General features: G+C 45.7%; 11 protein-coding genes. 3 read left to right on the plus strand and 8 right to left on the minus strand.

Annotated elements, in window-relative coordinates:
* Window positions 1–810 precede the first annotated feature (810 nt).
* Genes eif1A through PHF18_RS13460 form a run of 3 tightly spaced genes read left to right on the plus strand, consistent with a single transcriptional unit; the run spans window position 811 to window position 2,480 of the window.
* Window positions 811–1,146: a translation initiation factor eIF-1A gene (gene eif1A / locus PHF18_RS13450; RefSeq protein ID WP_300103773.1), complete on the plus strand. Its 336-nt coding sequence runs from the start codon at window positions 811–813 to the stop codon at window positions 1,144–1,146.
* 6 nt (window positions 1,147–1,152) lie between these two features.
* Window positions 1,153–1,935, plus strand: a complete 783-nt coding sequence (locus PHF18_RS13455; RefSeq protein WP_300103715.1) for a serine protein kinase RIO — start codon at window positions 1,153–1,155, stop codon at window positions 1,933–1,935.
* Window positions 1,932–2,480, plus strand: a complete 549-nt coding sequence (locus PHF18_RS13460) for a KH domain-containing protein (RefSeq protein WP_300103717.1) — start codon at window positions 1,932–1,934, stop codon at window positions 2,478–2,480. Before PHF18_RS13455 ends, PHF18_RS13460 begins: the two co-directional genes overlap by 4 nt.
* 33 nt (window positions 2,481–2,513) lie before the next feature.
* Here PHF18_RS13460 and PHF18_RS13465 read toward each other — a convergent pair whose 3' ends face one another.
* The 8 genes from PHF18_RS13465 to PHF18_RS13500 form a co-directional block, all read right to left on the minus strand.
* A complete protein-coding gene (locus tag PHF18_RS13465) occupies window positions 2,514–3,926 on the minus strand; it encodes a dihydroorotase (RefSeq protein WP_300103720.1) in 1,413 nt (470 codons plus the stop codon).
* A gap of 116 nt (window positions 3,927–4,042) precedes the next feature.
* Window positions 4,043–4,693 carry a phosphate signaling complex protein PhoU gene (gene phoU / locus PHF18_RS13470; protein WP_300103723.1) on the minus strand — a complete coding sequence of 217 codons (651 nt, stop codon included), beginning with the start codon at window positions 4,691–4,693 and terminating at the stop codon, window positions 4,043–4,045.
* A gap of 5 nt (window positions 4,694–4,698) precedes the next feature.
* On the minus strand, window positions 4,699–5,475 hold the full coding sequence (gene pstB / locus PHF18_RS13475; RefSeq protein WP_300103726.1) for a phosphate ABC transporter ATP-binding protein PstB: 777 nt from the start codon (window positions 5,473–5,475) through the stop codon (window positions 4,699–4,701).
* Between the two features lie 53 nt (window positions 5,476–5,528).
* The gene (gene pstA, locus PHF18_RS13480) at window positions 5,529–6,386 is read right to left on the minus strand and encodes a phosphate ABC transporter permease PstA (RefSeq protein ID WP_300103727.1); all 858 of its coding nucleotides are present in this window, start codon (window positions 6,384–6,386) and stop codon (window positions 5,529–5,531) included.
* A gap of 2 nt (window positions 6,387–6,388) precedes the next feature.
* Complete coding sequence (gene pstC / locus PHF18_RS13485) at window positions 6,389–7,279, minus strand: phosphate ABC transporter permease subunit PstC (RefSeq protein WP_300103729.1); 891 nt, start codon at window positions 7,277–7,279, stop codon at window positions 6,389–6,391.
* 28 nt (window positions 7,280–7,307) lie between these two features.
* On the minus strand, window positions 7,308–8,213 hold the full coding sequence (locus PHF18_RS13490) for a PstS family phosphate ABC transporter substrate-binding protein (RefSeq protein WP_300103731.1): 906 nt from the start codon (window positions 8,211–8,213) through the stop codon (window positions 7,308–7,310).
* Window positions 8,214–9,094: 881 nt separating this feature from the next.
* On the minus strand, window positions 9,095–11,902 hold the full coding sequence (locus PHF18_RS13495) for a DNA-directed DNA polymerase (protein WP_300103733.1): 2,808 nt from the start codon (window positions 11,900–11,902) through the stop codon (window positions 9,095–9,097).
* 105 nt (window positions 11,903–12,007) lie between these two features.
* The gene (locus PHF18_RS13500; RefSeq protein WP_300103736.1) at window positions 12,008–14,116 is read right to left on the minus strand and encodes a putative cobaltochelatase; all 2,109 of its coding nucleotides are present in this window, start codon (window positions 14,114–14,116) and stop codon (window positions 12,008–12,010) included.

The raw sequence follows: 14,116 nt of genomic DNA on the forward strand, positions 1-14,116 counted from the left end.
GGTCGCAGAAACTTGCACTAACAACTAGCAATTCAGTTAGTTCTATTTCGCGATAGATGTAAAAAACATCAATCACCCAGAATTAACCGAACCGACAAAATCCTCGTCAGACAGGAAACAACTCCTGGCCCCACAAAATTAATAATGAGTAGTAATTGCTGCATGTATGATGCAGGAAATTATAGTTACTCGCTCATAGTATTTATAGGTATCGAATCCCCCCTTTGACAGGAAGAACTTTTCACCAGACCACGATGAGTAAACCTCCTAGCAGGACTTGAAATCCACACCAGAAAGGGAATACATATATACGCACTCATGGCATATAAAGATTTGCACCATCCCTTTTGAAAAAAAGAGACATCAAACCATATAACTATGAGAGAACCAACCAACACAAAGAGATTCGTGATGGTACGGGAAACATATATACATCAGTTTTAGTATATAAAGCTTTGTATTCAGGCAACATTGTAAAGAAAAACAAACATAACATATAATGAAATGTTGTATTTTCAGTCCCTGAATTCCACCCTGGAATTAATAATTCGAGAGCGGGGCACGCTTGTTTCACGTGTAAGACATACAAACACGCATCCGGTATATATACCTGTCGCCATGCAGATCACATAGATAAAAATAATAATAAGAATGGATAAAAAGAAAGCCGAAAAGCACAGCATTAAAATAACAACAGGAAGTTGAAAGCGGCACGACGAATAACCTTAAAGCCCGAAAAAAGAGATATAGGAGATATAGAGTATAAAAATAAAAAATACTATAAGAATTGCAAACTACATATAACGAGGTATCACACTGGCAGACTTAAAGAAACCTATATCAAACGCCAACCCCAGCGCAGAAGAGGCAGTTACAAAAATACGTACTCCGCAAAGGGAAAATAACGAGATTCTGGCAACCGTTGAAAGTCTCCTTGGTGCAAACCGTCTTAAGCTCCGTTGCATAGACGGAGTCATCCGTATGGGGAGAATTCCGGGTTCGATGAAGAAGAAAACCTGGATTAGAGAGGGAGATGTTGTCATTGTTGTGCCATGGGAATTTCAGAACGAAAAGGCAGAAGTTATCTGGAAATACACAAGGCCACAGGTAGACTGGCTAGAGAGAAAAGGGTACTTTAAAGGATAACATAGGATGGACCAGAACGAGAAAATAAGGCGCCTTGACAGCGCCACAGATAAAGCACGTGCCAGGGAGAAAGACTCCGAAAGGCTGAGGGTGGAAGAAAATGTATTCGACGTGCCCACCCTTAAAGTCCTTTATACCCTTTCCAATAAAGGCATAATAAAGGCTCTTGGAGGCTCCATCAGTACTGGAAAGGAAGCAAATGTCTTCTATGCAGAAGGTGATAACAGAGAACTGGCAATAAAGATATATAGAATGGCCAGCAGCACTTTCAAGGCGATGGATGCCTATATTATGAAAGACCCTCGCTTCACAAACATTAGAAATAACAGACGAGACATAATTTTTGCATGGACACGCAAGGAATTCCAGAACCTGACGCGTGCAAAGAGCGCAGGAATACGAGTGCCTGAGCCACTGGTTGCGGAGAAAAATATTCTTATCATGGAGTTCATGGGAGAAGAAAAGGTGCCCTATCCCCTATTGAAGAACACGCACCTGGAAAATGAGGAAGCAAAGATTGTTTATGACAAAATCGTCGAATATATGCGCCTCCTCAATAAAGAAGCGAATCTCGTTCACGCCGACCTGAGTGAATACAATATCCTCATTGATCCGGCAGATACGACCCCGATTTTCATCGACATGGGGCAATCTGTGACTCTGGAACACCCTAATGCCAGAGAGTTTCTCTACAGAGACGTACTAAATATACTAAGGTTCTTCAGCCGCTATGGAATAACAGACAAACCTGAAGACCTACTTTCAAAAATACAGGCGGAAACAACATGACTCAGTATCTCAAAATTCCCAAAGAGCGAATCGGAGCAATTATTGGTCCTAAAGGAGAAACAAAGAAATTTATCGAGGAAAAAACCGCTTGTCAATTGGACATAGACAGCGAAAGCGGAAAAATCGATATTACCTGTGAGGGAGATCCATTAAAAGAATTCAGGATTCTTGAAACAATCAAAGCCATAGGAAGAGGTTTTAGTCCTGAAAAAGCCCTTGGGATCCTTGAAGACGACATGCTAATGCTTGAAATAATTGACCTATCCGACGTTGCCACCACTCCAAAAGAGCTCCAGCGCATAAAAGGCAGGATTATAGGAAGAGGCGGGCGAACCAGAGAGCTTGCGGAAAGCCTGATAAATGTCAAGATATCCGTATACGGAAAAACCGTATCCGTACTTGGGTACGCTGAACAGAACACCATAATGCGAACAGCCATAAAAATGCTGCTTGACGGAGCTGCACACGGCGCTGTATATAAATTCCTTGAAAAGAAACATCAGGAGCTGTTACATTCACAGCTGGACTCAATTGACTTTTACTGAAAAAAGTATTTAAAAAAGGAGAGTTCCGGAACCTTAATCTGATCCGGCCTCTTCAGAATTTTCGTCATCTTCCTCATATTCTTCTTTTGATTTTTTTCCGCCGCCTTCAAGGAAATTGCCCCTTCCAGGCCTTGCATTAATGCACTCTTCAATCCAGATTACCTCGCCTCTAGAGAGTGTATATTGCGGAAAAACCGCATCCATCCCTTCAAATGGAGTCCATCCGGCTTTACTGTGCAGCATTTCAGCTTTTATGGGTTGAAGGTTGCGTGGATCTACAATCATGAGGTCTGCATCAAAACCCACCTCAAGCTTGCCTTTGCCCTGGAGATCCAGCCCAAAAGCCTTTGCCGGGTTCCTGCTTGTAACCATTATCATCTGCGAAAGGGGCAGAATATTTTTTTTGACCGCAGCAAGCATGAGAGGCATAAGGGTTTCAACCCCCGGCACTCCGGAAGGAGCAAACCTGACATCGACATCCTTTTCAGACTCAAGGTGTGGAGCATGGTCCGAAGCCACCATGTCAATAGTCCCGTCATTCAGCCCGTTTACAAGCGCTTTGATGCTGTGGCTCCCCCGCAAAGGAGGGTTCATTTTGCCAAAAGCCCTGAGCCTCTCCCAGTCCTTCGTGGAGAGAAACAGGTGATGAGGAGTAACCTCACATGTAAAAAGGGGTTTTTTGTCTTCTCTTTTTGCAAGATATTTTTCTTTTCGGACCATTCCCACAGCTTCAAGCGTACTTAGATGACAGAAATGTGCCCTTACCTGGAGTTTGGAAATGAGTTCAAGCGCACTCTGGACAGCCGATGCCTCACATGCATTTGGGCGTACCTTTGAATGGTACTCATAAGAAACATCATCCTTCAACAGCTGTTCCAGTTCAAGGCGCATCTTTTCGTCCTCGGCATGAATTGTAGCAAGGGCTCCAAGACGTTTGATCTCAGCCAGGGCTTCTTCAAAGGTTTCTTCATTGATGTTTAGCCCGCCTGTAGACTCAGCCATGAAAATCTCCCCGAAAGCCGTGACTCCCAGCCTCCAGAGTTCTTTGAGCTTCTCTACATTTCCTGTAACCCCACCGTTAATCCCGAAATCAACAATAGACTTATTTCGGGCAAATTTGAGCTTCTGTTCAAAAGAGCGCCTGTCCGTTGTAGGAGGCATGGTATTTGGCTGGTCAATAACAGTGGCAATGCCCCCGGCAGCTGCAGAGCATGACCCTGTATACCAGTTTTCCTTAAGGGTCATGCCCGGTTCCCTGAAATGGACATGCACGTCAATTCCGGCAGGCAAGGTAAGGGAGCCCCCTGCATCTATTACCATATCCGAACTCGAGACCCTGAAGTCCTTTCCGATTTTTGTGATTTTGCCGTTCTCAATAATGATTTCGGCAGGCTGAAGAGAGTTATTATAATAAATTCTCGTATTTTTGATATGAATATCAGGCATGGGCGTCTATATGCTTATAAATATACTTAAAACATGCACATCACTGAAGATTGAAAAATAAGAGAAAAGAGGGGGTGAAAAAAGAAAAAATGAAGAAAACTGGCCAGAAAGTCTGTTTAGTTTAACTTAACACGTTCAGCCGTCGTTAGATAAATAACACTTTCACAGATATTACAGCAGTGATCTGCAATCCTTTCCAGATAGCGAACCAGGAAGAGCAAATGTGTGGCTTTGGAAATAATACTTGTGTCTTTTGCCATCATCTCCAGAAGTTCGACCCAGACTGCATAAAAGATCTTATCGACCTCTTCATCCCGGGCGGCTGTCGTTCGTGCAAGTTCAGAGTCTCGAGTCTCGAACGCCTTGAGGGAATTTGCAATCATATCTGCGGTGATATCTGCCATTCTTTTGGTATCTATGAGTGGTTTGATATGCCCCCCTTCGATTCTCCCAGGGATTTTGGCAATATTGATTGAAAGCCCCACGACCCTTCTAAGGTCTGCCGCAATCTTAAGAGCCGACACAACAAGCCGGAGGTCACTTGCCATAGGTTGCTGAAGCGCCAGCAGGTCAAAAATGGAAACCTCGATCCCTTCCTCAAGTTTATCTGCTTCCGGCTCAAGGGCAAGAGTCTTTCTGGCAAGCTCAACATTGAGGTCTATAACCGCCTCCATAGAGTCGTGAAAAATCAGTTCAGACAGTTCCCCAAGAGAAAGTACGGACTCCCTGAGCAGATCCAGCTGCATTAGATATCGTTCTCGAACCATTTTAATCACCCAAACCTGCCAGTAATGTAATCCTCAGTGCTCTGTTCCTTTGGATTTTGGAAAATCTGCCTTGTCTGACCGAACTCAATCAGTTCCCCCATAAGGAAAAAGCCTGTGTGATCTGAAATCCTTGCTGCCTGTTGCATATTATGAGTTACAATTACTATGGTATAATCTTTTTTAAGGTTCATGATCAGTTCTTCGATCCTTGATGTTGAAATTGGATCAAGAGCACTGCAGGGCTCATCGAAAAGAATGATTTCGGGCTTTACTGCCAGAGTCCGGGCAATACAAAGCCTTTGCTGCTGCCCCCCACTCAGGGAAAGGGCAGGAGACTTGAGCCGATCTGAAGTCTCATCCCAGATGGCAGCCGAACGAAGGGCACCCTCGACAACTCCATCCAGACCTTTCTTAGTTACACCATGGATACGCGGCCCATATGCGATGTTGTCATAAATGGACATCGGAAAAGGGTTGGGCTTCTGGAAAACCATTCCGACCTGTTTCCGGAGGTCAACAACATCCACGCCTGTTCCGTAGATATCCTTGCCTTCAATTGAAATTTTACCTTCGATCCTGCAGTTCTTGATAAGATCGTTCATCCTGTTTAAGCACCGGATGAAAGTAGACTTTCCGCAGCCTGAAGGGCCTATAAGAGCGGTTACGCTGTTTTTGGGGATATGCATGGAAATGTCCTTAAGGGCCTGCTTTTCCCCGTACCACAGATTCAGGTTTTCGACCTCTATCTGGGGCTGAGCTACGTTTTGAACAGCTTCAGTCATTTATGGACCTCGATTATTATATAAACACTGATACGTTATTAATAAAACTCAAATCAAATTTTCAATTTTTGCCTGTAATGCCTGCGGATCAGAACTGCTATGAGGTTCAAGCCCAACACGATCATCAACAGGACCAGAGCCGTACCATACTGAAGGGGCCTGGTTTTGGCAATGTTTGTCCCGGCGGTGGCCAGCACGAAGAGGTGGTAGGGGAGAGCCATGAACTGGGAATAGATCGAATCAGGCAGCCTTGGCAGGTAGTAAGCTGCACCTGTAAGAAGAATGGGAGCAGTTTCTCCTGCAACCCTTCCAATACTCAGGATGGAACCTGTAATAATTCCCGGAATAGCTGCCGGCAGGACCACATGCCTGATTGTCTGCCATTTGCTGATCCCAAGCGCAAGAGAGGATTCCCGGTATTCCTTCGGAACTGTGATCAGGGCTTCCTGGCTGGAACGGATAATCACCGGAAGGATCAGAAGAGAAAGGGTGAGGGAGGCTGAAAGTATAGAAGGACCAAAGCCAAAGTACTTAACAAACATTGCCAGCCCGAAAAGCCCGAAAACCACAGATGGAGTTCCTGCAAGATTATTAATTGCCATTTCTATAATCCAGGTAATCCGGGTATCTCCTGCGTACTCGTTGAGGTAGATGGCAGCCATAATCCCCATGGGAAGAGCAACAGCCATTGACCCGAGGATAAGAGTTAAAGTACCCACGATTGCCGGATAGATCCCACCTTGAGTCATCATCCGTCTGGGCATCTCGGTAAGGAACTCAATGCTAATTACACTGTACCCATTGTAAACAATATATGCAAGGATAACCAGCACAAACCCTGCCACCATCAGTGTTGCAAGCCTGAGCAGTGTAAAGGCGATTTTTTCACTTGTTCTTGCATTCAATCCCATGCTCAGTCCACCTTGAACCTGTATCGCTTTTTAATTGAATCCGCAAGCAGGTTGATCAGGAAAGTTATGATGAAAAGTACAGACCCAACCGCAAAGAGGGCATGGAAGTGGGCACTTCCCTGGGGAACCTCCCCCATCTCAAGTGCGATTGTAGCAGTCATTGTCCTCACAGGATCCAGAATGCCTCCGGGAAAAGAAGGAATTATTGCAGTATTTCCGGTTACCATCATGACAGTCATTGTCTCCCCTATAGCCCTCCCCATGCCGAGCATTACGGCTGCGGAAATTCCGGAAAGGGCTGCAGGGATTATGACCTTGTATATAGTCTGCCATCTTGTAGCCCCAAGAGCAAGAGAACCCTGTTTGAGAGTGCTGGGAACAGAACTTATGGCGTCCTCTGAAATAGTGATTATAGTTGGAAGCGCCATAATCCCAAGCATAATGGAGCCTGTAAGAGCAGTTTGCCCTGTCGGCAGGTTAAAGGTAGTCCGCACAAACGGGACCAGTATAACAAGCCCGAAGAACCCGAAGACAACCGAAGGAATACCTGCCAGAATCTCGATAAAGGGCTTAAGGAAATCCGCAACCTTTGGGTGTGCAATCTCGGAAATATAGATGGCAGAAGCAATCCCCAGAGGCACAGCAAAAAGAATTGCTCCGGCAGTAACAAGAAGTGAACCGAAAAACAGAGGCAATAGCCCGAACTGCCTATTTACGGATGTCGGGTACCAGAACTTCCCTGTAAGAAAGTCCAGAAGAGACGTAGCTTTAAAAAGAAGTAAACCGTCCCTGAATAAAAAGAGGCAGATAAGGAAAAGGATGATGACCGTAAGGGCGCTTACTGAAAAAAGCACCGATTCGATCGATTTTTCCTTATAATTTCTATCAAACATTTTATTCCCTTGAAATTGTTTTCCGATTTTACGAATTTATCGGGAAGTACCCGACTTCACTTACTATGCTCTGCCCATCTGCACTCATAACATAGTCTATGAATTCCTTTGTGAGGCCTGAAGGCTCCCCGTTGGTGTAAAAGTAGAGAGGTCTTGAAAGTGGGTATGCACCACTTATGATGTTGTCAGGACTTGGGGATTCAGAGCCGTTTCCACTATCCAGGCTCAGGGCCTGTACACTTTCATCGAGGTATGCAACGCCGATGTATCCGATTGCGTTGGGGTTCTGAGATACCTCGCCCACAATTCCCCCTGTGGCAGGCTGGGTAAGAGCGTCAGGCCGGTATTCGTCCCCGAGCAACACGTCTTCCTTGAAGTATTCATAAGTTCCGGAACTGCTGTCTCTAGAGATTACGGCAATAGGCCTGTCATCTCCACCAACATCCTTCCAGTTGCTGATGCTCCCGTTATAGATGCCACGCAGCTGGTCAAAGGTAAGTTCGGAAACAGGATTCTCGGGGTTTACAATCACTGAAATGCCGTCAATGGCAATAGTGTGCTCCACCGGATTGATTCCATTTGCTTTGGCAGCTTCGATTTCTTCAGCTTTCATTTCTCTGGATGCGGTAGCAATGTCCACCTCACCATCAATGAGTGCAGCAATCCCAACCCCGGATCCGCCCCCGGTAACTGTTACACTCTTTTCAGGATAGGCAATCATAAATTCTTCAGCTTCAGCCTGAGCAAGGGGGAGAACTGTATCAGAACCTTTCAGAAAAATGCCCTGTGAATCGGCTTCAGGAGCTCCCTCGGAAGAGGTTTCCTGAACAGGGGAAGAATCACCACTATTCTTTTCAGCACATCCAATTCCCAGAAACACAAGCCCGATCACCAGTAACGTGAGGACTGTATATGCTTTCAATTTATTCGCCATGTTACACATACTCCATAAATAAATAATAATAAATCAACAATCTATATTTATCAAAATCGTTTCTAGTACAATGGAGAATAAAAGATAAGGAAGATATAAAGATTCCCCACATATAATGTATTGTGGTACATATAAATAATAAACACAAAAGAAATAAATTTGCTAAATAGAAACTATATAAAATATATAGCAACCTCCCGATAACCTTCAAGATAGAGGGACTGAGAATATAAATAAAAGGATTGAGGAATAAAAAAAGGGCATAAATCGAGAGCTGGAATGTGTAGATGAAGCAAGCTCGTTGGCAGTCCCTGATTAATTAGTTGCTCTATTCTAGCCCCAGAAGGAAAATTCCCATTTTTCCCTCCCGGCGCCGTAAGGGATTTGGGCCGGCCTGCCAGCCAGATAAATACATTCCTTAAACCCGGAAATCGCTTTTCAATTCAGGTAAATATAAGCGCCTCCGCCAGCTTGTCTGGAGGTCCTTCAAAAAAAGAAGTGAAAAAGAGACTTGAAAAAGAATGCCTTTAATATGTATTTAATTCTGGTTTGTGATCATTTATACAGGTTTTTCTATATTTTTTAGTATTTGCTCATATTATGTCACATTTACTTCATGGTTTGTATTTTCTGTTCTTTATTCCTTTGTAAGGCCGCTCTCCTGCGTCGAGCGTGGCAAGAACGACTTGATGTAGCAACTGACGTTGTATGGGTCAGAGAGATTAGAACTTAGCTCTCTTGAGTGAAGCTCACCCGTAACACAAAATAAGCCCTCTTGGCGAAGTTCACTGCTAAAACCCATCAAGTAGTCCTCTTGAGCGCAGCGAAAAGGACCTCGTGCTCCCGAAGCGAAACTCGGGTGCCGAAGCGCAATTCGGGCGTTAGAAATCGAACAGGGAACGCTGCTCTACACGCCCGTTCTCCGGGCACTGGATCTTCTCTTCCTGTACTAACCCTTCGTGCTCCCTTTGAGAGGATAATTTATCTTTTTCCTGTGTTTTCACATCAGGGTTCTTCACTTCAAAATCAAAGAGGCCTTTCTGCTTTGAATCAAAGTCAAGGGAAGACATTTTGACTCCAAAAACCCCCAGAATGCGCTCCACGGGGGGCAGAATCTGCTTCTTAATATAGTAATCCACATCTATAGGCACATTGCGTTCCCGGACATAGTCGGGGTCCTCGGCTCGCTCAACAAAGAGGCCTTTTCCTGCGATGATGACAAAAGGAATCCTTGTCCCTATCGAAGGCATGATCCCAGTCCGCGTCCTCAGATTTTCTACAACGGTCAGGTGAGGCTGCTTATTTTTGTAGCTGTCAGGTTTTCGGGTAAGGGTCCGGGTCAGGATAAGTTTTTCAATAAGCTCGGCATCTCTTCCAGGGTCAAGGTTTCTGACATCGTTGACAACCTTACGGACGTGTTCTACAGCCTGGTCAACATCACCCTCTATAAGCACAAGCTCAAGAACCCTGTTAAGAGTTATTGAAGTCAGTTCGCACCAGTCCCTGCGCACAGTTTCCATGCCTTTGACCTTGATTTTGTTTTCCCAGCCTGAATTTTTGGGCTCAAAAAGCCAGAGTGCATAGCGCTTCTTTGCAATGAGAAGAGCACGTTTTGCAACAGATTCAAACTCAAGCTCCATCGGGTCAGGTAGAGAAGCCGAAACAATCTCTGAAAGCCGGTCCCCTACAAGGCTGATCTCTTCAAGGGAGAGATCTCCACTTGACCTGCAGTGCACAAAAACACTGTCTGTATCCCCGTAAGCAACTGACAATTCGACTATTTTGTCCTGAGAGGAAAGTTCCCCTGCTTCTTCGAGAAGTAAAGCTGCCGAACCCCTTAAAACGATTTTACCTATAGTAGTATTTATGAGGTCCCGGGTATTCAGGATATTATGTCTCCCAAAACTGGTTACGGCATTTGCAAGCGTCAGGCTGTAGAGCCTTGCCCGGGCATACCCCGAATAGCCGTAAAAACTGTTAAGCAGGATTTTTAAGGCAAGCTGGGTAGCATCAAGCACACGACACTCGTTTTCATCCGAGGCCCGCTTCATCCTTTTCTTTGTCTCCCCCCTCTGGTTAAGCAGGTCTTCGAGAATGGAAGGCACAATGCCCCTGAATACCTCAGGAGGAACAAATTCTCCCCCCGACGGAGGCTTGATCGTTTCCCCATCAGGCCGGTCTCGAGTCACAACAGTTGTGTAACACAGGTTGTGAGCCATCATGATAGTAGGATAAAGAGACTTGTAGTCAAGGATCAGCACATTTTCCAGAAGGCCCTTCTTCGGTTCAAGTACCTCTCCACCTTTCAGGTCCGAACTCATATCGTACCTTTCAGCCGAAAGCTCGTCCCCTGGCTTTGGAAGAATAACCCGGTCCTTCAGCCTGAATTCCCTGAGGAGAAGATTCTCAACCATGGAAGTTTGACCCCCGTCAACAATCTCCTGGAGCAGGCTCCCGCTTACCTGAGCAAGAGCGATGTATTTATCAAGGAGCCTCAGCTCAAGAACAAGCTCCAGGGCAAGCTCGGAGTCCCTGCGTGAATAATCAACAAATTTTTTAAATTTATCCCCTGAGTCATTCCAGTACTCTTCCATCTCCATAGGAGCAACATCAAGTTTTTCACGGTTCAGAAGTTCTTTTGAAACGACTCTCAGGGTATACTGTTTCAGGCTGAAAGCTCTCCTTATAAGAGGAAGGGCATCCACAACCACCCTGCCTTTCAGTTCAGTCCGGGTAATGAGCCCGAACCTTCTATAACCCATCTGGCTGCCGTCCCTCCCAACAACCGGATTGATCACTTCCCCTTTTGCAATCAGGGTTTTAACCCTGTCCGTGATATAAGGAATATCGAAGTCCTGGTGGTTATACCCTGCAACAATGTCAGGGTCATATTCGCAAATAATCTCGAAAAAACGGTTCAACATCTCGGTTTCATCCCTGCAGGGAATGACATCGTCATCCATTCCGGCAGCAGGTTTTGCCAGCAGAATAAGGGTCTTATGCCCATTATATGCGGGCTCGAAAGAGAAGCTGATCATGATTATGGGCGAGACATCAGGAGAAGGCATCCCTCCGTCATGGGGCAGGCACTCAATATCAAAAGAGAGGTACTTCAAAGGAGCAATTGCCAGGCTTTCAACCCTCTTTAACCCGGATGCAAGGATTGCAGAATCACATGCAAAGTTTTCGCGGAGGGAACTGCCTGCAGAACCTGCCCGGAAATATCTGGGGGGTTCTACGGACTTTCCTTCTACAGAAACCCAGACCATGCCTCCAAGATCCCTATCAATTAAAAAGCGGTTTCTGAAGAGAATATCACTTTCATAAACCTGCCAGTCCCCTTCGGCTCTCAAAACATCCCGAACCTTCAGAATCTCGTCCCTTATCTCAGGCACATCCCTTGGCAGGCGGGTAGTAATCCTGAGCATTTCTTTCTTTGTTTTCTGGTATCCAACAGGTTCAAACTTTTCGACAATTTCGACCTTCTGGACCTGCTCAAAAGTATCTTTTATAAGCCTCGCTACAGCGTGCAGGTCTCCAGAGGCCTTGAGATAAAAGTAAGGCTCAAAATCCGGGACAAAGCAGCATACACTTTTTCCGTCCGCCGCCCTGCCAAAGAGGCGAATGACAGGCCCGCTGCCATTGACGATTTGGTAATCTGCATCCAAGATCTGAAAATCCATAGGCATGGTTTACAGCTTTAGATAGACATATAGCTTTTGTTGTATTTTTGAGAGATAAAACTCTGTTTTGAAAAAGGTTTTCAGGGCCGAAAATAGGCGATCTAAAAGGACTCAAACTGAAAAATCACCTGAAGGTGACCGGATATCAAAAGGGGCTGAAGCTCGAACCGCATCGACTATAGAATCTGATTTTAAATTTTCAAGGGTCAGGTACGTGGCTCCAAGGGCAGTAGAAATCTGCTGTGCAAGCCCGAATTTGATCATGCTGTTTTCCGTGTCAATTACGGCAGATTGTATGCCTTCCTCCCTTAACCGGGAAGCAACTGTTTTTGTTTCCTGAAGAGGGGATTCCCCATTCATACTGACATTAGCCCTGCCGTCAGAGATAAGAACCATAAAAGGGCAGGTATCGGGATCACGCTGGAGTTCGATTTTTATGACCTCATACCCTTTTACAAGTCCCTGGGAAAGAGGCGTCTTTCCCCCCGTAGGCATTTCCTGTAAATACTTTTGAGCCAGTTCTATACTGGAGGTCGGAGGCAGCAGCAGTTCCGCACTATCCCCTTTAAAAGCGATAAGCCCCACTTTGTCGCGTTTCTGGTAGGCATCCATAAGCATTGACAGGACTGCACCTTTGGAAGCAACCATACGCTGCCGGGCTCCCATCGAACCACTGGCATCAACCACAAAGAGTACAAGGTTCCCTATCTTTTTCTCCCGTATTTTTTCCCTAAAATCGGATTCATGGATTGCCATGGAATTGCCATTCTTTTCCCGCGTAAGCTGGAAGGGAGCAGCAGCCCTCAGGGTGGCATCAAAAGCAAGGTCTGTGGTTTTTTCGTGAGGAATTGAACTTTTTATGTACCTGCCTTTTTTAGATCTGGTCAGGGTTTTGCTGCGCCTGCCTGATCCGTTTCGCTGATCTCTGCGAAATTCAGGAGACAATTGTTTTACCTGATAGTTTTCCCCGATTTCAAAAGTAGTTTCCGAAGAAGCGTCCGGTTGCTCTGTATTCTTGTCTCCGGACTCTTCAGGGCGATGACCTTCAGCCTGTTTAGGCTGCTGATCCGGGCCTTCGTTCGGTTCTTTTTTTTGCTGCTCGGGTTTATCTTTCTCATTTCCGCCCTCATTTTTCGGTTTATCTTCCTGATTTTTCTGTTTTTCCTTCTGTTTTTCCTTCTGCTTTTCTTTATGTTTCTCAATACTGTCGTCCAGTTTATCCTGTTTATCGGGCTGATTATCAAAAGGCTTTCTGCGCATGCGGTGAGAAAGGGTAAGCCCCGCAGCCTCCCGGACATCTTCCTCGGTTACTTCGGTTCTTCCATAAAAAGCTGCAAGCGTGATTGAGGTCTTCATCATGGTAAGGTCTGCCCTGTGCCCGTCCACTCCCATGTCAATACAGATCTGGCTGATCAGTTCAAGCATGTCATCTGAAATCCTGACCTCTGGAAGCAGTTTCTGCGCCAGAAGGATCTGCCCGCAAAGCTCGGCTTCGGCAGCCTGCCAGTTTGCTGCAAAAGCTTCAGGGCCTGCCTCATAACTGAGCCTGTATTTTATAAGTTCAACTCTTCGGGACACGTCACTGATGCCCTTTATATCCACACATAAACCAAACCGGTCCAGCAACTGCGGCCGCAGTTCCCCTTCTTCCGGGTTCATGGTGCCTACAAGCACAAAGTTAGCAGGATGGGAATAGGAGATTCCTTCCCTTTCAATAGTGTTTACCCCCATTGCCGCAGAGTCCAGGAGCACATCTACAAGGTGATCATCGAGAAGGTTAATCTCATCCACATACAGGATACCCCTGTGAGCCATTGCAAGCACTCCGGGCTCAAAACGCTTTTCCCCTGTTTTTATGGCATGTTCGATATCAAGGGTCCCGACAACCCGGTCTTCGGTGGCACTTACAGGCAGGTCCGCAACTTTCATTTTTACCCGGGAAATTTTCAGAACTCCTGCTTTTAGTTTTTCAAGGCATTCCTCACACAGGTCGCTTCTATTATTTGGGTTGCATTTGAACTTGCAGCCTTCAACCACCTCAATTTCAGGCAGGAGGTTGGCAAGCGCCCGGACGGCGGTTGATTTGGCAGTTCCTTTTTCCCCCCTGATCAAAACTCCTCCCACTTTAGGGTTGATGAGATTTAAGATCAGGGCTTTTTTCATTTGTTCCTGCCCGACTATAGCGGTAAAAGGGTATGGAGTAATATTGTGGTTCCTCAT

The organism is Methanosarcina sp., from assembly GCF_028693135.1.
Classification (GTDB): Archaea; Halobacteriota; Methanosarcinia; order Methanosarcinales; family Methanosarcinaceae; genus Methanosarcina.